Annotated in this window: 14 protein-coding genes; 9 read left to right on the top strand and 5 right to left on the bottom strand. The window is 75.4% G+C overall.

The window, feature by feature from the left end:
* Window positions 1-165: 165 nt before the first annotated feature.
* The 3 genes from OG455_RS02655 to OG455_RS02645 form a co-directional block, all read right to left on the bottom strand.
* Window positions 166-369 (bottom strand): aroma-sacti cluster domain-containing protein, encoded by a 204-nt coding sequence (locus tag OG455_RS02655; protein ID WP_266289729.1) that lies wholly within the window; start codon window positions 367-369, stop codon window positions 166-168.
* Between the two features lie 95 nt (window positions 370-464).
* Entirely contained in the window at window positions 465-1,088 is a 624-nt protein-coding gene (locus tag OG455_RS02650; protein WP_266300633.1) for an iron-containing redox enzyme family protein, read from the bottom strand.
* Window positions 1,089-1,213: 125 nt separating this feature from the next.
* Window positions 1,214-2,491, bottom strand: a complete 1,278-nt coding sequence (locus tag OG455_RS02645; protein ID WP_266289727.1) for a radical SAM protein — start codon at window positions 2,489-2,491, stop codon at window positions 1,214-1,216.
* A 368-nt stretch (window positions 2,492-2,859) separates the two neighbouring features.
* On the opposite strand from OG455_RS02645, the gene OG455_RS02640 reads away from it, so the two are divergent.
* The 8 genes from OG455_RS02640 to OG455_RS02605 all read left to right on the top strand — a co-directional run bounded on the left by OG455_RS02640 (window position 2,860) and on the right by OG455_RS02605 (window position 12,258).
* Window positions 2,860-3,177: a hypothetical protein gene (locus OG455_RS02640; protein ID WP_266289725.1), complete on the top strand. Its 318-nt coding sequence runs from the start codon at window positions 2,860-2,862 to the stop codon at window positions 3,175-3,177.
* A gap of 137 nt (window positions 3,178-3,314) precedes the next feature.
* On the top strand, window positions 3,315-4,526 hold the full coding sequence (locus OG455_RS02635) for a radical SAM protein (protein WP_266289723.1): 1,212 nt from the start codon (window positions 3,315-3,317) through the stop codon (window positions 4,524-4,526).
* 50 nt (window positions 4,527-4,576) lie between these two features.
* Window positions 4,577-5,821 (top strand): MFS transporter, encoded by a 1,245-nt coding sequence (locus OG455_RS02630; RefSeq protein ID WP_266289721.1) that lies wholly within the window; start codon window positions 4,577-4,579, stop codon window positions 5,819-5,821.
* A 215-nt stretch (window positions 5,822-6,036) separates the two neighbouring features.
* Window positions 6,037-8,262, top strand: a complete 2,226-nt coding sequence (locus OG455_RS02625; protein ID WP_266289719.1) for a prolyl oligopeptidase family protein — start codon at window positions 6,037-6,039, stop codon at window positions 8,260-8,262.
* On the top strand, window positions 8,259-9,500 hold the full coding sequence (locus OG455_RS02620) for a glycosyltransferase (RefSeq protein WP_266289717.1): 1,242 nt from the start codon (window positions 8,259-8,261) through the stop codon (window positions 9,498-9,500). Before OG455_RS02625 ends, OG455_RS02620 begins: the two co-directional genes overlap by 4 nt.
* Before the next feature lie 327 nt (window positions 9,501-9,827).
* A complete protein-coding gene (locus tag OG455_RS02615; RefSeq protein WP_266289715.1) occupies window positions 9,828-10,049 on the top strand; it encodes a hypothetical protein in 222 nt (73 codons plus the stop codon).
* Window positions 10,050-10,051: 2 nt separating this feature from the next.
* Window positions 10,052-10,300: a hypothetical protein gene (locus OG455_RS02610; protein ID WP_266289713.1), complete on the top strand. Its 249-nt coding sequence runs from the start codon at window positions 10,052-10,054 to the stop codon at window positions 10,298-10,300.
* Between the two features lie 92 nt (window positions 10,301-10,392).
* Window positions 10,393-12,258: a BTAD domain-containing putative transcriptional regulator gene (locus tag OG455_RS02605; protein ID WP_266289712.1), complete on the top strand. Its 1,866-nt coding sequence runs from the start codon at window positions 10,393-10,395 to the stop codon at window positions 12,256-12,258.
* Between the two features lie 7 nt (window positions 12,259-12,265).
* On the opposite strand, the gene OG455_RS02600 is transcribed toward OG455_RS02605, so the two are convergent.
* Window positions 12,266-12,925, bottom strand: coding sequence for an HD domain-containing protein (locus OG455_RS02600; RefSeq protein WP_266289710.1), 660 nt, complete (start codon window positions 12,923-12,925; stop codon window positions 12,266-12,268).
* Window positions 12,926-13,054: 129 nt separating this feature from the next.
* On the opposite strand from OG455_RS02600, the gene OG455_RS02595 reads away from it, so the two are divergent.
* On the top strand, window positions 13,055-16,648 hold the full coding sequence (locus OG455_RS02595) for a tetratricopeptide repeat protein (protein WP_266289708.1): 3,594 nt from the start codon (window positions 13,055-13,057) through the stop codon (window positions 16,646-16,648).
* A 51-nt stretch (window positions 16,649-16,699) separates the two neighbouring features.
* On the opposite strand, the gene OG455_RS02590 is transcribed toward OG455_RS02595, so the two are convergent.
* Window positions 16,700-17,926, bottom strand: a complete 1,227-nt coding sequence (locus OG455_RS02590; protein ID WP_266289706.1) for an NAD(P)/FAD-dependent oxidoreductase — start codon at window positions 17,924-17,926, stop codon at window positions 16,700-16,702.
* Window positions 17,927-18,033: the final 107 nt, after the last annotated feature.

Raw genomic sequence — 18,033 nt, 5'->3', positions numbered from 1 at the left:
GGGAGTCACCGCGCACGGGGTCCCGCAGGACGGGCAGAAGCGCGCGGACACCGGCAGGATCCCGGCACACGAAGGGCAGTTCACGGCCGCGGGCCTCCTGTCGGCGCTGGCTCGGGTGCGGTTGGCACCCCGGCTCTCAAAGGGTGGTCAGTGGGTGACGACTACTCAGAACAGAGCGCCGCCGGCGACGTTGGCGTGGGCCTGGACCTCGGGCTCGACCTCGTCGAGCTTGGCCTTGAGATCGACCAGCAGCGCCAGCTCCTCCTCAGTGAGGGCGCCGAAGACCCCCAACTGCTCGTCGGTGAAGGACTCGACGGGGAAGCCGGCAGTGGCCAGCACCTCGATGATCCGCGGGTCGGGGGTGGACATCAGGTTCCTCCTGGCAGGTGGCGGGGCGGGGTGGGTCGGGACAGGGGTGGGTCGGCGGTGCGGGTGTGTGCGTGTGTGCGTGTGTGCGCGTGCGGTCAGGGCGTCCGAGGTGTCCGGGGCCGGCCCTGGCGGGCCAGCCGGGTGAAGAGCTCGGTCGCGGCGTCCACCGTGTGCAGCGCGCTGACCGCGACGGCCGCCTCCTGGGCCGGATCCAGCGGGAGCAGGTCGAGGATCCGCTCCAGATCGACGCAGTGGCCGGTGTCCAGGGCCGCGTGGTGGCTGACGGTCTGGAACGCCGCCTGCGGCAATCCGGTGTCGGCGGCGAGCTGTTCGGCCAGCCAGGGCGCCGGGGCGTGGCCCTCCAGCACGGTGATGTAGCCGAGCAGGGCGACCGGGTGGAAGTGCTCGATCCAGTAGTACTGCGGGCCGACCAGCCGGGCCACCAGCACCGGCGGCTGCTCCCGCAGCAGCGGCGCGGGGTCGAGGCCGGCGGCCGCGAGATCGGCCAGCAGCCAGTCGTCGTGGCCGCGCTCCTCGTCGATGTGCTCGGTCAGGTAGGCGCCCAGCGGGCCGGCCACCGGGTCCCGCGGGCCGAGTTCGGCGCAGCGCCGGGCCGCCAGCTCCATCAGCGGTACGGAGGCCCGCAGCACCTCGTGCATGGCGCGCAGGTAGTGGCCGTAGCGTGCGGCCAGACCGGCGGGGCGCCAGAGTTCGGTCATGGCGGCCCGCAACGGGGTGGCGGCCAGGTCCAGTTTGAGGCGCAGGGCGGTGCTGCGCGGGGTCGCCCGGTTCATGGACGGCTTCCCGTTCATCGATGGCTCCCGGTTCGTCGACGCCTCCCTGTTCATCGACGGCTCCCGGCCCGCGCCGGTACCGCCGCCTGCCGGTCGGGCGTCCGGTCCGGCGTCCGGTCGGGCGTCCGAGCCGGTGTCCGATCAGGAGTCAGCTCCACCAGGTCGGCGTACGGCGCGCAGCCGAACCGGCGCACCAGCGCGGCCGGGCCCGCCGCCGTCTGGGCGTGCGCGGCCTGCAGGTCGAGCAGTTCGCCCACCGGCCCCGACCCGGCCCGGGCGGCACCGGCCAGCACCTCGGGGTGCTCGCCGAGCGCGCGGCAGCCGTCGCAGTAGCCGGCTCGGCGCCCGTCGGAGCCGTCGGCCCCGCCGTAGCGCGTGTACAGGTGGGCCGGGCCGACCGAGCGCAGCATCCGCAGCACCGGACCGCGCAGCGCGCGCTGCCGCACCGTCGCCCAGTCGTCCACCGCGAGGTGGCCGAGCCGCAGGTGGGCGGGGGCGGGGCGGCGGTCCACCGTCTCCTGGTTGCAGCAGGCCAGGACCGTTCCGTCGGCCGCGATCACCGGCCAGGCGGCCATCGCGCAGGGCACCGGCCGTCCCGCCGCACCGCTCGCGCCCGGCTCGGCGACGCCTTCTCCCTCGGCGACGCCCCCCATCCCGCCGACCCCGCCGGGCCCACTGACCCCGCCGGGCCCATTGACCCCATTGACCCCATTGACCCCACTGACCCCGCCCGCGCCTGCCCAAGCGGCGGCCCGGCCCACCGCGCGCACCTCGTTGACCAACATCGGCACGCCGTCGCCGAAGGTGCGGCGGACCTCGGCGGTCAGCTCGGCCAGGTACGGATCCGCGGGCCCGGTGCCGGTGATGTGCAGGCTGACCGGGATGCCCGCGTCCAGCACGCTCCGCAGCGCGCGCAGCACGTCGGCGCGGGCGACCTCGCGCTCGTGGAAGGCGTCGATGCTGGCGGAGAAGTGGTCGGTGGCGGTGATCGCCCGCAGCACCCGCTCGGGGATCCGGCTCTCGCGGGCGAAGAACATCCCGCTGAGCAGTGCGGTGCGGGTGCCGGCCGCCCGCCCGGCCTCGGCCAGTTCCTGCACCAGGTCGGGCCGCAGCAGCGGCTCGCCGCCGGTGAGGAGCATCAGCTCGGGCCGGTCGGTCGGAGTGAAGGAGCGGACGAAGCGCAGCAGTTGGGCGGAGTCCTGGTCGGTTCCACGCATCGTGGAGGCGGTCGAGCAGTGCGCGCAGGCGAGCGGGCAGCGCTGGGTGAGCATCACCAGCAGGCCCGCGCAGGGCACCGGCCGCAGACCGACCAACTCGGCCAACTCCATCGACTCGCCCCTCTCTGTCCCACCGTGTCCCAGTCCCACCGTGTCCCACCGGGTGCCGGTGGCGCCCCTGATGGTGTGTGCGGACGCCTGGCAGCACTCTTCTCGGCGCGGGTTGGCCAGGGGTTCAGGGACGCCCCGAGAGCGGTATATCCGCTGGTCAGCCGAGCCGGCGTGGGGTGCGGGCGGTGCGGCGGCCGGTGCCACGGGGTGGCGCGGCGGCCGGGACAGGGCCGCTGAGCTGGGCATACCCGGTCTCTGTACCGGAGCCGAACCGTTCCCGGGCCGAGGGTCCCTAGGTTCCTCTCTGTCGGCACGGGAGACCCTCCCGCCGAGCCCCCTGCAGATGTCAGACGTGATGGGAGAACGCCATGGCTGAGAACACCGAGCCCACCCCCGAGGTTGTCGCGCACAGCGGTGAGGACACCCCGTGGTGCATCGGGCACAGCGAGGAGAACGCGGTCGCCGGTCCCGAGGTCGTCGCGCACAGTGGCGAGGACACCCCGTGGTGCATCGGGCACAGCGAGGGCAACGCCGTCGCGGGTCCCGAGGTCGTCGCGCACAGCGGTGAGGACACCCCGTGGTGCATCGGGCACAGCGAGGAGAACGCCGTCGCGGGTCCCGAGGTCGTCGCGCACAGTGGCGAGGACACCCCGTGGTGCATCGGCCACAGCGAGAGCAACGCCTGACACCCGGCGCGCGGCCTGCCGTGACCCACGGCAGGCCGCGCCCCTCGTCCGGCCCCGCCCGCAGCCCGGCCGCACGTTGCCCCGGGCGCCCCGCGGCCCCGACCCACCACCCCCTTCACCGCCCTGAGGAGATACCCGTGGAAACGACGCACGCTTCGACCGCGACCGCGGCCGCGACGACCGCCGTCGGCAGTCGCCTGCTCAAGGCGGCGAACGGCTGGTGGTTCATGGGCGACGGCGGCTTCGCCCGGCTGCGCCCCGCGCAGGTCGCGGCGGACGGCACGCTGCTGCCCGCCACCGAGCAGTACCTGCAAGAGGCCGGGCTCTACGAGCGCAAGCCGTTCAGCTCCTACTCGCTGACCGTGCTGACCAGCACGGACTGCAACCTGGGCTGCGGCTACTGCTTCCAGAACACCGCGCAGGACCCCAAGGGCGGCGTCCGCCCGCCGCGCATCGCGCACGCCCGCCTCACCTCCGAGATGATCACCTCGGTACTGGACTTCACCCGGCAGCGGATGACCGCGGGAGACTTCCGCAAGCTCTCGCTGATGCTCTTCGGCGGCGAGCCGCTGCTCAACCCGCGCGGCGCCCGGGAACTGCTCCGTCGGGCGGCCGACTTGGGTGAGCTCAACGCGAGCATGGTCTCCAACGGCACGCTGCTCACCCCGCTGATCGCCAAGGAGCTGAACGCGGCGGGCCTGCGCTCGGTGCAGATCACCTTCGACGGCGACAAGGACGCGCACGACGCGATCCGGGTGCGGCGCTCCGGCGGCGGCACCTTCGACGTGATCATCAACAACGTGGCCAAGGCGATGGCGGCCACCTCGCTGCGCTGGCACCTTCGGGTCAACGTCTCGCACCTCAACCGGCACGGCATGGACGACCTGGTCGAGCGCCTGGCCGCCAACCTGGACCCGGCCCGCTGCGGCCTCGGCTTCTCGCTGGTCGGCGACATCGGTGTCGGCTACGGCAACGACCTCGCCTACGGCGGCGAGTTGGCGAAGGAGTTCGCCCGCTGGCACGCCCGGGCCCTGGAGCTGGGCTTCGCGGTCGCCCGCCCGCGGGCCAACCGCGGCTGCCAGGCCTGCTCGTTCAAGGACGGCCGGTACGGCGCCGTGGTCAACGCCGATGGCGTGCTGTCCAGTTGCTGGGAGACCGCGGGCCGTCCCGGGTGGCAGGTCGGCACCATCGCCGACGGCTACCTGCCCGCCGAGGAGACCGAGGGCCGCTGGATCGCCTGCAGCGACCAGAACGAGTACGGCGAGGACGCGGCGGCGGCCCTCTCCGCCTTCCAGGACGAGGTCGACTCCGTCCTGCTGGACCAGTTGAACAGCGCCGGCCGTCTCTGAGACCCGGCCCGTCTCGGAGGTGTGCCTTGGCTGATCCCGGAGTTCTGCGCGTGAACCGGGACTTCCGGCGGTACTGGGTGGGCACGGCGCTGTCGATGCTGGGCTCCCAGATGTCGCTGATCGCCTTCCCGCTGCTGGTCCTGTCGATGCACGGCGGCGCGGCGCAGGCCGGCCTGGTGGCCTCCTGCTCGCTGATCACCCGAATGCTCTTCCGGTTGCCCGCCGGGCAGTTGGCCGACCGGATGGACCGCCGCCGGCTGATGCTCGGCGCCGACCTGGTCCGCCTGGTGACGGTCGGCAGCATCCCGGTGGCCGCCGGACTCGGCGCGCTGGCCTATCCGCAGCTGCTGGTGGTCGCGCTGATCGAGGGGGTGGCCACCTCGGTCTTCAGCCCGGCGAGCACCATCGCGATCCGCGACGTGGTGCCCGAGCAGCACCTGCCGGACGCGCTGGCGAAGAACCAGGCCTCCTCGGCGACCGCCTCGCTGATCGGCCCCTTCCTGGGCGGCTGGGTCTTCACCGTCGACCGGATCCTGCCGTTCACCGCCGACGCCGCCTCCTACGCGGTCTCGGCCTACCTGCTCTGGCGGATGGCCACCCGTCCCGCCGAACGCCCCGACGGCCCCGCGGTCGACCGCAGCGTGACGGCCGGACTGCGCTGGCTGCTCAGGCAGCCGATGCTGCTGCGGACGCTGGCCTTCGGCGCCCTGCTCAACCTGGTCGCCTCGGCCGCCGAGGTGGCGATGGTGGTCACGCTGCGCAGCGGCGGCACCGGCGGCACCTCGATCGGCCTGGTGATGGCCTGCGCGGGGATCGGCGCGGTGCTCGGCTCGCTGGCCGCGCCACGGGTGCTGAAAATGCTGACGCCGGGTCAACTCTTCCTGACCATTGGTGTGGTGTGGGCGCTCGGCCTGGCCTCCTTCGCGCTGACCCAGCTGCCACAGGTGCTCGGTCCGGTGCTGGTGGTGCTGATCCTGCTGACCCCGCCGTCCGGGATCGTGATCGGCCAGGCCGTCATGAGCCAGTCGCCGCGCGAACTGCTGGGCCGGGTGAGCACCGCCACCAACCTGCTGATCGCCGGGCTGGCCGCGCTCGGTCCGATGCTGACCGGCCTCGCGCTGCAGGGGATCGGGATCTCGCGCACCTGGCTGGTCATGGCCGCGATCGTCGCGGTGTCCACGCTCTTCGCCGCCGTCCCGATGCTCCGCACCGGCACGCTCGCAACCGACGCCGCCCCGCAGCCGCCGAGCGCCGACCCGGCCGCCGAGGCGCCGACCGCGCCTGCCCCGGCCTGAGGTCGGCCTGAGGTCGGCCTGTCCCGCCCGGCCTGCCCCGGCCTGCCCCGGCCTGAGGTCGGCCTGTCCCGCCCGGCCTGAGGTCGGCCTGAGGTCGGCCTGTCCCGCCCGGCCTGCCCCGGCCTGAGGTCGGTCTGAGGTCGGCCTGAGTCGGGCCCCCGGTTCGGCGGCGCGGCCACCGCACACCCGTATCGCGACCCACGACAGGGCAGACCATGACCGCACCGATGGAGTACCCCGCCGCCGCTCGCGCCGACCTGGTCGAGGAGTTGCACGGCCACCTGGTCGCCGACCCGTACCGCTGGTTGGAGGACGAGGGCGACCCGCGCACCGCCGCCTGGTCAACCGCGCAGCGGGAACTCTTCCGCGGCCGGCAGGCGGCCTGGCCCGACCTGCCGGCGCTGCGGGCCCGACTGGCCGACCTGCTCGACACCGGGGCCCTCTCCCCGCCCGCGGCGCACGGGCCCTGGCAGCTGCGCACCCGCCGCGCGCGCGGCCGCGACCTGCCGGTGCTCGAAGCCCGCGCCGAGCGCGACGGCGCCGTCCGTACGGTCTTCGACCCGCTGGTCCTGGACCCGTCCGGCGCGACCGTGCTGGACGACTGGACGCCGTCCTGGGAGGGGGCGTCGGTCGCGGTCCAGACCTCGACCGGCGGCACCGAGGACTCGGTGCTGCGGGTGCTCGACACCGCCACCGGCGCGGTGCTCGACGGGCCGATCGACCGGCTGCGCCGCTCCGCCATCGCCTGGCTGCCGGGCGGCGGGGCGTTCTACTACGTCCGGCGCCCGGCCCCCGAGACGATCCCGGGCGAGGAGCGCTACCACCGCCGGGTCTACCTGCACCGGGTGGGCAGCGATCCGGCCGAGGACCGGCTAGTCTTCGGCGAGGGCCGGGAGATGACCCAGTACTACACCGTCGCCACCACCCCCGACGGCCGCTGGCTCACCCTCACCGCCAGCACCGGCGCCTCGCCGCGCACCGACGTCTGGCTCGCCGACCTCACCGCGAGCGAGCCGGAGCGCCCGCTGCTGCGGCCGGTCCAGGAGGGCGTGGCGGCCAGGACCGAACTCCACCTGCGGGCCGGTACCGGGCCGCGGGACGCGCTCTACCTGCGGACCAGGCGCGACGCGCCGCGTGGCCGGATCGAGCGCGCCACCCCGGCGGACCCGGGCACCCGGGAGGTGCTGATCGCCGAGGACCCGCAGGCGGTGGTGGAGGACTTCACCGTGCTGGACGGCCCCGAACTGGCCCGCCCACTCGCCCTGGTGACCAGGACCCGGCACGCGCTCAGCGAGATCACCGTGCACGACCTGGCCACCGGCGAGCAGTTGGGCGAGGTCGCGCTGCCCGGCCCCGGCACGGTCGGCGCGCTGAAGGCCCGATCCGGCCCCGGCCACGAAGTCTGGTTCCGGTACGGCGACTTCACCACCCCCTCGACCGTCCTGCACTACGACGCCCGCAGCGGGCGCACCGAGCCCTGGGACGCCGGCACCCGCGGGCCCGACCATGATGTGATGGTCCGTCAGGTCAGCTTCCCGGCCCAGGACGGCACCCAGGTACGGATGTTCCTGGTCTCGCCGACCGGCCGCCCCGACCGCCCCCGCCCGACCGTGATCACCGGATACGGCGGCTTCGGCGCCTCGATCGTGCCCGGCTTCGCTCCGCAGGCGCTGGCCTGGGCCCGGGCCGGCGGGGTCTACGCCTTCGCCTGCCTGCGCGGTGGCGGGGAGGAGGGGGAGCAGTGGCACCGTGCCGGGCGTCGCGAGCGGAAGTCGAACACCTTCGACGACCTGGCGGCCGCCGCCGACTGGCTGCTCGCGGGCGGCTGGACGGCGCCCGGGCGGCTGGGTCTGGTCGGCAGCTCCAACGGCGGGCTCACCATGGGGGCCGCGCTCACCCGCAGCCCGGCGAAGTACGCGGCGGTGGTCGCGATCGCCCCGCTGCTCGACATGGTCCGCTACGAGCTCTCCGGGATGGGCCCGAGCTGGCGCGAGGAGTACGGCAGCGCCGCCGACCCCGTCGAACTCGGCTGGCTGCTCGGCTACTCGCCCTACCACCAGGTGCGCGAGGACGTCCGCTACCCCGCCGTGCTGCTCGGCGCGGCCGACGGGGACACCCGGGTCGACCCGCTGCACGCGCGCAAGATGTGCGCCGCGCTGCAGCACGCGGCGGCGCGCGCGGGTGGCGGCCCGGTGCTCCTGCGCCTGGAGCGCGGGGTGGGTCACGGCATCCGCGGGGTGGCCACCACCGCCGAACTCCTCGCCGACATCCTGGCCTTCCTGGCCGAGCGGCTCGGGCTCCCGATCGGTGACGCGGCGGGCGGGGAAGCGGGCGGGGAAGCGGCGGAAGTAGCAGCCGGGGAAGAGACCGAAGTAACAGCCGGGGCGGCGGCCGGGGCAGTCGCGGGCGCGACGCGGCAGCAGGCGGCGGTGGCCCGGTGAACGTCCTGCTCTGCCCGCTGGTCGACCCCGGCTACCGCTACCCGAGCATCGCGGTCGGCCTGGAGCTGAGCCGCCGCGGCCACACCGTGCGGCTGCTGCAGCCGACCCCGGAGCCGGCGGCCGGCACTCCTGAGGAGCTGGTGCCCTGCCCGGTCGAGGATCTGGCCGATCCGCGCACCTTCCGGGTGCGGCGCTGGTTCATGTACGGGCTGCCGCAGTTCGAGGCGGTGGTCCGCGCGGCCCGCGAGACCCGCGCCGAGGTGCTGGTGACCTCGGTGCTCTGCCACGGGGCGCTACTGGCCGCCGAGTTCCTCGACATTCCGGTGGTCGTCCTCGGACTGGCCGCGCACCTCTGGCCCTACCAGGAGCCTGCACCGGGCGGCGCGGTCGGCGCGGTCGGAGCGGGCGGAGCGGTCGGAGCCGAGGAGCGGCGACAGCGGCGGTGGCGGGTCGGCGAGACCCTCGCGCCGTACCGCCGGGCCCGCGAGGAGGCAGGCCTGGCGCCGTACCCCGACGGCCGGCAGGAGCAGCGGGCGCTGCTCGGCTCAGGCCTGCTGCTGCGTGGCGATCCGGCGCTCGAAGTGCCGGGCGCCGTGCTCCCCGAGGGCGTCCGGCAGGTCGGGCCGTGCTGGTGGGAGCCGTCGGCGCCGCAGGACGAGCTGGACGCGATCGACGCGGCAACCGGGCGGGTCGGCAAGCCCGTGGTCTACGTCCACCTCGGGCGGAGCTTCGGCGGCAACAGCCTCTGGCCCTGGCTCAACGAGACCTTCCGCGACAGCCCGTACCAGGCCGTGGTGGAGCTCGGCCGGTCGGGCGCGGCTCAGCAGGCCCCCGGGACCGACATCCTGGTGGTGCGCAAGCCGTGGCTGGCGCCGCTGGTCGAGCGGTCCGCCGTGGTGCTGACCAACGCCACCACGGCACCGGTGCTCGGCGCGCTGCTCGGTGGGCGCCCGCTGCTGGTGGCGCCGGCCGGAGGGGAGCAGCACGTCCTCGCCGCGGCCTGCCTGCGGGCGGGCGCGGCCCGGCGGCTGCCGGCGGGCGTCGACCCGGCCCCGGCCCCGACCGGCGATGATGTTGCCGATGGCGCCGCCGAGCGGCCCGTCGACGGTGCGGCGCTGATCGCCGCCGCGCACGGGGACCACGCGGTGCGCGAGGGCGTGCGGCTGCTCGGGGAGCGGCTGCGGCAGGCGAAGAGCGAGGCGGTGGCGGCCGACCTGGTCGAGGTGGCCGCCCGCTGACGCCCGTTCGCCGGCACCTGCTCCGCCTGCCCTGCCTGCTGCCCCACCTGCCCCACCTGCCCGGTCTGCCCGGCGCCCGCTCAGCGGCACCGGGCAGACCGGGCAGTTCGTGCTGACCCGGACTCAAGCCGTGCTCGCGGTCGGACATTTGGCCATCTTCCCCGTATGGGCGATTTGCGCCACGGGTGCCTTACTGCATGCAGCATGCTGCATGTCACGCGGTCTTGGCCCGTTCCCCCGTGTGGCGGCAGGCTTCAGCCATCACCGGAATCCCGCAGCTCCGCTCGTTGATTCCGTCTGACTGAGTCATTGAGCCGAGGAGAGAACATGCCGACAGCCCGCAAGCTGATCGTGGTCGCCACCGCCTGTCTCGCGGTCGGCGTCCTGCCGGCCGTGACCGCCGTGACCGCCGTGACCGCCGAGGCCGCCACCGCGCAGCCGTCCCAGCTCGCCGCCGTGCGGGCCCGGGCCGCCGCCGTGACCCCGGCCGCCACGGCGACCGACCCGGCCCCGCACCCGACCCCGCTGGACACCGGGTGGGGACACTGAGCGTGCCCCCGGTCGACCCGTGCGCCCGGTGCCCGGCCACGGGGCACGCGGAACTGCTGCGGCTGGCCGCGGCGTTCGCCGCCGGTGCGATCAGCGGGGCAGTGATGACGGCACTGCTCCGCGCCCACCGCGAGCGGGTCCACCGGCGCCTCGCCCTCGCCGTGCTGGCCGAGCCCGCGCCGCCCGGGCCCTGGTGCGACCGGCCCCGGCCGGCACCGGCTGACGCCGGGTGGGGGCCGGCCTGGCCCTGATGCCCTTGGACCGGTCCTTGGTCCGGGTGGGGCCCAGTCTCGCCCGGCGGCCTCGCGGGTCACTTGAGTGCTGATACCAGGAGGTAGTTCTGATGCTGGACCATGCGGCGGCGACCACCCGTACCGTGTCGTCGAGCGGCCCCGCCGCGGAGCGCGACACCGTCCGCTTCCGGGTGCTGGGCGAGCTCTCGGTGGAGGCCGGCGGGCGGCCGCTGCCGCTGGGGCCGGTCAAGCAGCGCCTGGTCCTCGGGGTGCTGCTCTGCCACCCCAACACGACCGTCTCCACCGCCCTGCTGACCGAGGCCGTCTGGGGTGGTGAGCCGCCCCGCTCGGCCCGCAAGAACCTGCAGGCCTACGTCTGCGCGCTGCGCAAGCTCCTGGAGGAACCCGGTAGACCGAGCCGCCTGGTCCATCAGGGCGCGGGGTACCTGCTGCGGGTCGGGGCGGCCGAGTCCGACCTGCTGCGCTTCGAGGAGCTCGCCAGGGCGGGCCGGCAGGCCGTGCGGCTCGGCGCCGGCGGGCACGCCGCCCGGCTGCTGCGCGAGGCGCTCGACCTCTGGAGCGGGCCGCTGCTGGCGGACCTGCACGGCTGCGACCTGGTCCGGGCGGAGGCCGCGCGCCGGGGGGCGCGTCGGCTGGCCGTCCACGAGGACTGGGCCGAGGCCGAGTTGGAACTGGGCCGGGCACCGGTGGTGGCCGAGGCGCTGGCCGAGGTGCTCGCGGAGCACCCGATGCGCGAGCGGCTCTGCGCCGCCCAGATGACCGCGCTCTACCGCTCCGGGCGGCAGAGCGAGGCGCTGGGCGTCTACAACGACCTGCGGCAGCTGCTCGCCCGCAAGCTCGGCCTGCAGGTCAGTCCGGCGCTGGAGGCGCTGCACCGCTCGATGCTCAGCGGCCTGGCCGACCCCGTCCCCGCGTCCCGGCCGAGCACGGCGACCACGGCGCCGGCGCCGCCACGACCAGGAGCCGGCCCGGGCACGGTGCTGCCGGCCGACCTGCCGGACTTCACCGGCCGACAGGCGCAGGTCCACGAGCTGCTCACGGCCCTGGCCGGACCGACCAGGACGGCCGTGCTGAGCGGTCCGGTGGGGGTCGGCAAGACCAGCCTCGCCGTGCACGTCGCGCACCGCCTCCAGCAGGACTTCCCCGACGGGCGGCTCACCGTGCGGCTGAGCCGGGAGGACGGCTCGGCCCGCCCGCCCGGCCGGGTGCTGGCCGAACTGTGCCGCTTCGCCGGCCTGCTGGAGACGGCGCCGGAGGACGAGGAGGAGGCGGCGGCGCTCTGGCGCTCCTGGCTCGCCCGCCGCCGGATCCTGCTGCTGCTGGACGACGCGCCGGACGAGGGCAGCATCCGCCGCCTGCTGCCCGACGCCGGGGCGAGCGCCGTCCTGGTGACCAGCCGGTCCCGGCTGGTGGGCCTGGGCCCGGTGCACCGCCTGGAGCTGGGCCCCTACCCGCTCGGTGAGGCGGTCGAGTTGCTCGGCCGGATCGCCGGCCCCGCGCGGATCGCCACCGACCGCCTGGCCGCGGAGCGGATCGTCACCGCGGTCGGTCTGCTGCCGCTGGCGGTCCGGGTCAGCGGCTCCAAACTGGCCGTGCTCCGCCAGCTCTCCCTCGCCGAGTACGCCGCCCGGCTCGACGGCAGCCCGGCGCTGCTGGACGAACTGGCGGCGGGCGACCTCGCCGTCCGCACCCGGCTGGCCCCCTGGTGGAGCGGTCTGCCCGAGGCGGTCCGCGCCGCCCTGCGCGGGCTCGGCCGGCTGCCCGCACCGCTGTTCACCCTGACCGAGGCGATGTCCGTGCTCGGCCACGGCGAGCAGGCCACCCTGCGGATCCTGGAGAACCTGATCGAGAGCTGCGTGCTGAACTGCTCGTTCAGCGAGGTCTCCGCCCACGCCGCACTCTACGAGGTCCCCCTGCTCGCCCACCTCTACGCCCGCGAGCAGCCGGCCCACTGACGCCGGATCAGCCGTGTACGGGGTACGCCGCCTGGTAGGCGAGCCGCGCACCGGCGCCCTCGCCGATCCCGCTGAGCACCTCGTCGAGCTCCAGGAACTCCTGCCACGCCGCGCGGCCGCCCGCCGCGGCGAGGTGGGCCACGACGAGGTCCTCCAGCTCGGGGACCCGCTTGTCCTTCCACACCTTGTCGGCCAGGCTCACCAGCAGGTCCTCCACCTCGATGCCGGCGCCGTCCCACCTGGCGTGCGTCCCGGCGAACCTGGCCAGCGCCGGGCTCACCCCGTGGCGCAGCAGCAGCTCCCGGCCCGCCTCCTCGTGCGAGCTGCCGGGGCCGGAGAGCTCGGCGGGGTGCCAGATCTTGCCGATGTCGTGCGTGGCGGCCCCGAAGAGCACCGCCGAGCCGTCGAAGGCCAGGGCGGGGCGGGAGCGCGTCAGCCAGTCGACCAGCTGGCCCGCCACCTCGTGCACGGCCCGCAGGTGGGCGACCAGCCGCGGCGGGGCGTCCAACCGGTCGAGGAGTCGGGCCACCTCCTCGGGCAGGGGTCGCAGCCGCAGCCCGTCGAAGTCGCTGTGACCGCTGTGACCGCTGTGGCTGCTGTGACCGCTGTGGTCGTCGTGGCCGCCGGTCTCGGCGAGGGCGATGGCGAGCAGGGGAGTGCGGGTCATGGCGAGCAGGATAGGCGGGTGCGCCTCGGGCATCTGGTGAGCCCGGGGACGGCCGTCGGTCAGCCTCCGGCCCGTCCGACCTGCGGCTCACCCGGCGGTGCCCGAGGTGGCGGGCGGTAGCATCCGGCCATGACCACGCCCCCCGCACAGCCGCACTCCCGTTCGACGCCGACCGGGAGCCGCGCGCTGGGGCCACGGTTCGGCGTGCTCGGTCCGCTGCGGGTGCTGGACGCCGCCGGCACGGCGATCGAGCCGGCCACCCCGAAGCTGCGCACCGTGCTCGCGCTGCTGCTGCTGGACGCGAACACGGTGGTCTCCCGGGACCGGCTGCGCGCCGCGCTCTGGGGGGAGGAGCAGCCCGCGACGGCGACCACCTCGCTCAACAACCACGTGGTGCGGCTGCGTCGCCTGCTCAGCGAGAGCGAGAGCGAGAGCAATGGCGAAGGTGACGGTGACGGCGGCCGTCTGCGCACGGTCGCCCCCGGCTACCTGCTCCGGGTGGAGCCGGGCGAACTGGACACCGACCTCTTCACCCAGCACTTGGCGGCCGCCGCCACGGCGCGTCAGTGCGAGGACTGGCACGGTGTCAGCACACGGACCACCGCGGCCCTCGCGCTCTGGCGCGGCGAGCCGCTCGACGACGTCCCCGGCCTGCCCGAGGAGACGCTGCCGCGGCTCGAACAGCTCCGCGAGGGCCGCCTGCAGGCCCTGGAATGGCTGTTCGACGCCGAGCTGCGGCTCGGGCGGCACCAAGGGCTGGTCCCGGAACTGACCAGGGCGGCCGCCGAGAACCCGCTGCGCGAGGTGTTCCACGGGCAGCTGATGCTGGCCCTGCACCGGATGGACCGTCGTGCCGAGGCCCTGGCCGTCCACCGCCGGCTGCGCCGCACCCTGGTCGACGAGCTGGGCATCGAGCCGGGCGGGACCGTGCGGGCGATCCATCAGGAGATCCTCGCCACCGATCACCCGGGCCACCCGGGCTACCCGGGCCACCCAGTCCACCCGGAGCATGCCGAGCCCGCCCGCGCGCAGGCTCCCGACGCCACCCCCGGGGCACCCTCCGACGCCACCTCCGGCACCGGCACCGGCACCGCCCCCGCCCCCGGCACCGCCCCGGCCGGGATGGGCCTGCCCTGGGACATCGCCTCCTTCACCGGCCGCCTCGCCGAGGTCGACCAGCTGCTCGCCGCCTGCCGCGCCGCCGCGCGCGGGGGCGGCGGGGTGCTCGGCATCCACGCCGTGGACGGCATGCCGGGCGTGGGCAAGAGCGCCCTCGCGGTCCACGTGGCCCACCGGCTGGCCGCGGAGTTCCCCGACGGCCAGATCTTCCTGCCGCTGCACGCGCACACCCCCGGCGCCGCCCCGGTCGATCCGGCCGACGCCCTGCTCACCCTGCTGCACACCATCGGCGTGGCGCCGCAGCAGATACCGCCGGGGCTGGACGCCAGAGCCGGGCTCTGGCGCACCCGCCTTGCCGGCCAGCGGATCCTGCTGCTGCTGGACGACGCCCGCAGCACCGAGCAGGTCCGTCCGCTGCTGCCGGGCGGCGCGGGCACGGTGGTGCTGGTGACCAGCCGCCGCCGGCTCGCAGCCCTGGACGGCGCGCTGCCGATCAGCCTGCGGCCGCTGCCCCGTTCGGAGGCGCTCGCTCTCTTCACCGCGCGCGCCGGCCGGCCCGACGTGCGGCCTGAGGACCCCGCGGTCGCCGAACTGGTGCGGCTCTGCGGTCAGTTGCCGCTGGCGCTGCAGCTGACGGCGGCCCGGCTGCGCCACCACCCGGTCTGGTCGGCCGCCGACCTGGTCGCGGACCTGACGGCCGCCACCGGCCGACTGGACGCGCTGCGGGCCGAGAACGTCTCGGTCTCGGCCGCCTTCGACCTCTCCTACCGCGACCTGACGGATGATCAGCAACTGCTGTTCCGGCGGCTGGGCCTGCTCCCGGGCGACGAGGTCGACGCCGCGGCGGCCGCCGCGCTGGCCGGGATCGCACCGGCCGCCGCCGGCGGCCTGCTGGAGGAACTGGCGGACCACCACCTGGTCGAGGAGTCGGCGCGCGGCCGCTACCGGATGCACGACCTGGTCCGCGAGTACGCCCGCGGCCTGGCCGCCGCCGACCCGGCGCCGGGCGGCGCACCGCTGGACCGGCTGCTCGACCACTACCTGCGGATGGCGGCCGCCGCCAACCGCAGGCTCTCCCGGCACTCCGTCAACATCGCGGACCGCCTCACCGCGCGCCCCGCCCCCGCCCCGGGCCCGGCCCCGGACACCACCCCCACGGAGTTCGCCTCCGAGCCCGCGACCGAGCAGCAGGCCACCGACTGGCTGCGGGTCGAGCTCGGCAACCTGCGCGCGGCCGTCCAGCACGCGGCCGGGAACGGCCGTCCCGCCCACGCGATCGCGCTCTCCTCGGCCCTGCACGAGTTCCTGCGCTTCGCGGACCACTGGCACGACGCGCGCCTGCTGCACGGCATCGCGCTGACGGCGGCGCGCGAGAGCGGGGACCACCTGGGGCAGGCGGCGGCGCACACCCAGCTCGGGATCTTCGACCAGCTCGGCGGCCGCTACGAGGAGGGCCTCGACCACCACCGGCAGGCCCTGGCGCTGCTCGACGAGACGCGGACCCACCAGGAGGGCGCGCCGGCTGCCGATCCGGCCGATCCGGCCGATCCGGCCGACCTGGCCGACCTGGCCGACCGGCTGCGGATCATCGTGCTGACCAACCTGGGCGAGGTCCAGCAGCTGGCGAACGCCTTCCCGGAGGCCGCCGCCCACCACCGGCAGGCGCTGGAACTGGCCCGGCGCCTCGGCGACCGGCTGGGTGAGGCCAACGCGCTCACCTACCTGGGCCGGGTCCAGCAGCGGGCCGAGGACTTCGAGGCCGCCGCCGAGAACCACCGGCAGGCACTGGCGATCTTCCGCGAGTTCGGCCGCACGATCGGCCTGATCAACGCGCACGGCGACCTGGGCGTGGTCCAGCAGGACACCGGCCAGTACGAGCAGGCCGCGGCGAACCACCGGGAGGCCCAGCGGCTGGCCAGGGGCCGCAGTCGCAAGCACGAGGGCAACGCGCTGACGAACCTCGGCATCGTGCTCTACGCGACCGGCGACTACCCGGCCGCCGAGGACTCGCTGCGGCAGGCGACGGAGATCTTCACCAGGCTGGAGGACCGGCGCGGGCTGCAGAACGTCTTCGCCTTCCTCGGAATGACCCACCAGGCCACCGGCCAATACGAGCAGGCCGCCGCCGACCTGCGGCAGGCCCTGCGGGTCGGCGCCTCGCTCGGCACCCGGCTCGGCACCGGCCGGCTGCGCGCGCTGCTGGGCGACATCCTGCGCGAGAGCGGCGACCTCGCGGGGGCGCGCGAGCACCTGGAGGCGGCGCTGGCGGTGGCCCAGGAGGTGGGCGACCGGGGCGGCGAGTCCGGCGCACTGCTCCGGCTGGGCCGGGTGCTGCTGGTGACCGGGCCGCCGGCCGAGGCGCTGGCCCGCGCCACCCAGGCCCTGGAGATCGCCGACACGATCAAGTCGCCGCTGTACCAGGCGTTCTCGCACGAGGTCATCGGCAACAGCCAGTGCCTGCTGGGGCGGACCGCCACCGGCCTGGACCACCTGGCCCGGGCGGTGACGGTCCTGCGGGAGCTGGGCGCCCCGGACGAGCTCCGGGTGCGGGCCGCCCTCGACGACTGGACCGCCCGGGCGGCCGCCGGCGCCGTCGCCGGGTAGCGCGCCCGGTCGCCCGGTCGCCCGGTCGCCCGGCCGGCTGGCCGCCCCGCCTCAGAGCTCGCCGAGCGGTACGTCCGGGTCGGCCAGCCGGTCGAGGTCCACCACCCGCCCGGAGCGGACCAGCTCGCGGATCGGGTCGGTGACGTCCCAGATGTTGACGTTCATCCCGGCCAGCACCCGCCCACCGGCCGTCCAGAAGGCGATGAACTCGCGTCCGGCCACGTCGCCGCGGAAGACCACCCGGTCGTAGCCGTCCGGCTCGACGTAGCCGGTGTACTCCATGCCGAGGTCGTACTGGTCGGTGAAGAAGTACGGGACGCGGTCGTAGGCGACCTCCTGCCCGAGCATCGCCCGGGCGGCGGCGCGCGGCTGGTGGACGGCGTTGGCCCAGTGCTCGACCCGGATCGCGCGTCCGTAGAGCGGGTGGTGGGCCCGGGCCACGTCGCCGGCCGCGAAGACGTCCGGGTCCGAGCTGCGCAGCTGCTCGTCGGTGCTGATGCCGTCGGCCACCGCCAGGCCCGCCTGCTCGGCCAGCGCGGTGTTCGGGCGGACGCCGATGCCGACCAGCACCGCCTCGGCGGGCACCACGGCGCCATCGGCGAGTTGGACGCCCGTCACCGCGCCGTCCGCGCCGAGGATCTCGGTCACCTGGACGCCGAACCGCAGCTCGACGCCGTTCTCCCGGTGCAGTTGGGCGAAGACCTCGGCCACCTCCCGGCCCAGCACCCGCAGCAGCGGCAGCTCGGCGGCCTCCAGCACGGTCACCTCGACCCCGGCGGCCCGGGCGGCGGCGGTCACCTCCAGGCCGATCCAGCCCGCGCCGATCACCGCGATCCGCCGAGCGGTGCGGAAGAGCGTGCGCAGCCGGTCGCTCTCCTCGACCCGGCGCAGGTGGTGCACGCCGTCCAGCGCGGCGCCCGGCACCGGCAGGCGGCGCGGCGCGGCGCCGGTGGTGAGCAGCAGCCTGGCGTAGTCCAGGGTGCTGCCGTCGGCCAGCGTCAGCCGGTGGGCCGCCGGGTCCAGGCCGGTCACGGAGGTGCCCGGCCGCAGGTCGATCCGCTGCTCCTGGTACCACGCGGCGGGATGCACGTAGATCTTCTCGCGGGGGTCCTTGCCGAGCAGGTAGCCCTTCGACAGCGGCGGCCGCTCGTAAGGGAGTTCGTCCTCCTCGCCGATCAGCACCAGCGGGCCCTGGTAACCCTCCTCGCGCAGGGTCCGGGCCGCCTGGGCCCCGGCCAGTCCGGCTCCGACGATGACGTGGGGCGCTGTGGCGTCCATGCTCGCTCCTTGCTGCCGCTCGGGTGGCGCTCGGTGTGCGGCGAGTCCATCACAGGCCCCGCGGGGCAGAGAAGAGCGCCACGCGCGCACCAGGCCCGTGCGCCACC

Origin of the sequence: Kitasatospora sp. NBC_01287 (genome assembly GCF_026340565.1) — a bacterium.
Lineage (GTDB): Bacteria > Actinomycetota > Actinomycetes > Streptomycetales > Streptomycetaceae > Kitasatospora.
The sequence above is the reverse complement of the archived record's forward strand: the minus strand, read 5'-3'. Positions and strand labels throughout refer to the sequence as shown.

What these genes read in the sequence shown, in the direction of transcription:
- OG455_RS02655 (WP_266289729.1), bottom strand. Translation starts at nt 369, where the DNA reads ATGTCCACCCCCGACCCGCGGATCATCGAGGTGCTGGCCACTGCCGGC.
- OG455_RS02645 (WP_266289727.1), bottom strand. Translation starts at nt 2,491, where the DNA reads ATGGAGTTGGCCGAGTTGGTCGGTCTGCGGCCGGTGCCCTGCGCGGGC.
- OG455_RS02625 (WP_266289719.1), top strand. Translation starts at nt 6,037, where the DNA reads ATGACCGCACCGATGGAGTACCCCGCCGCCGCTCGCGCCGACCTGGTC.
- OG455_RS02650 (WP_266300633.1), bottom strand. Translation starts at nt 1,088, where the DNA reads ATGACCGAACTCTGGCGCCCCGCCGGTCTGGCCGCACGCTACGGCCAC.
- OG455_RS02640 (WP_266289725.1), top strand. Translation starts at nt 2,860, where the DNA reads ATGGCTGAGAACACCGAGCCCACCCCCGAGGTTGTCGCGCACAGCGGT.
- OG455_RS02595 (WP_266289708.1), top strand. Translation starts at nt 13,055, where the DNA reads ATGACCACGCCCCCCGCACAGCCGCACTCCCGTTCGACGCCGACCGGG.
- OG455_RS02590 (WP_266289706.1), bottom strand. Translation starts at nt 17,926, where the DNA reads ATGGACGCCACAGCGCCCCACGTCATCGTCGGAGCCGGACTGGCCGGG.
- OG455_RS02605 (WP_266289712.1), top strand. Translation starts at nt 10,393, where the DNA reads ATGCTGGACCATGCGGCGGCGACCACCCGTACCGTGTCGTCGAGCGGC.
- OG455_RS02615 (WP_266289715.1), top strand. Translation starts at nt 9,828, where the DNA reads ATGCCGACAGCCCGCAAGCTGATCGTGGTCGCCACCGCCTGTCTCGCG.
- OG455_RS02600 (WP_266289710.1), bottom strand. Translation starts at nt 12,925, where the DNA reads ATGACCCGCACTCCCCTGCTCGCCATCGCCCTCGCCGAGACCGGCGGC.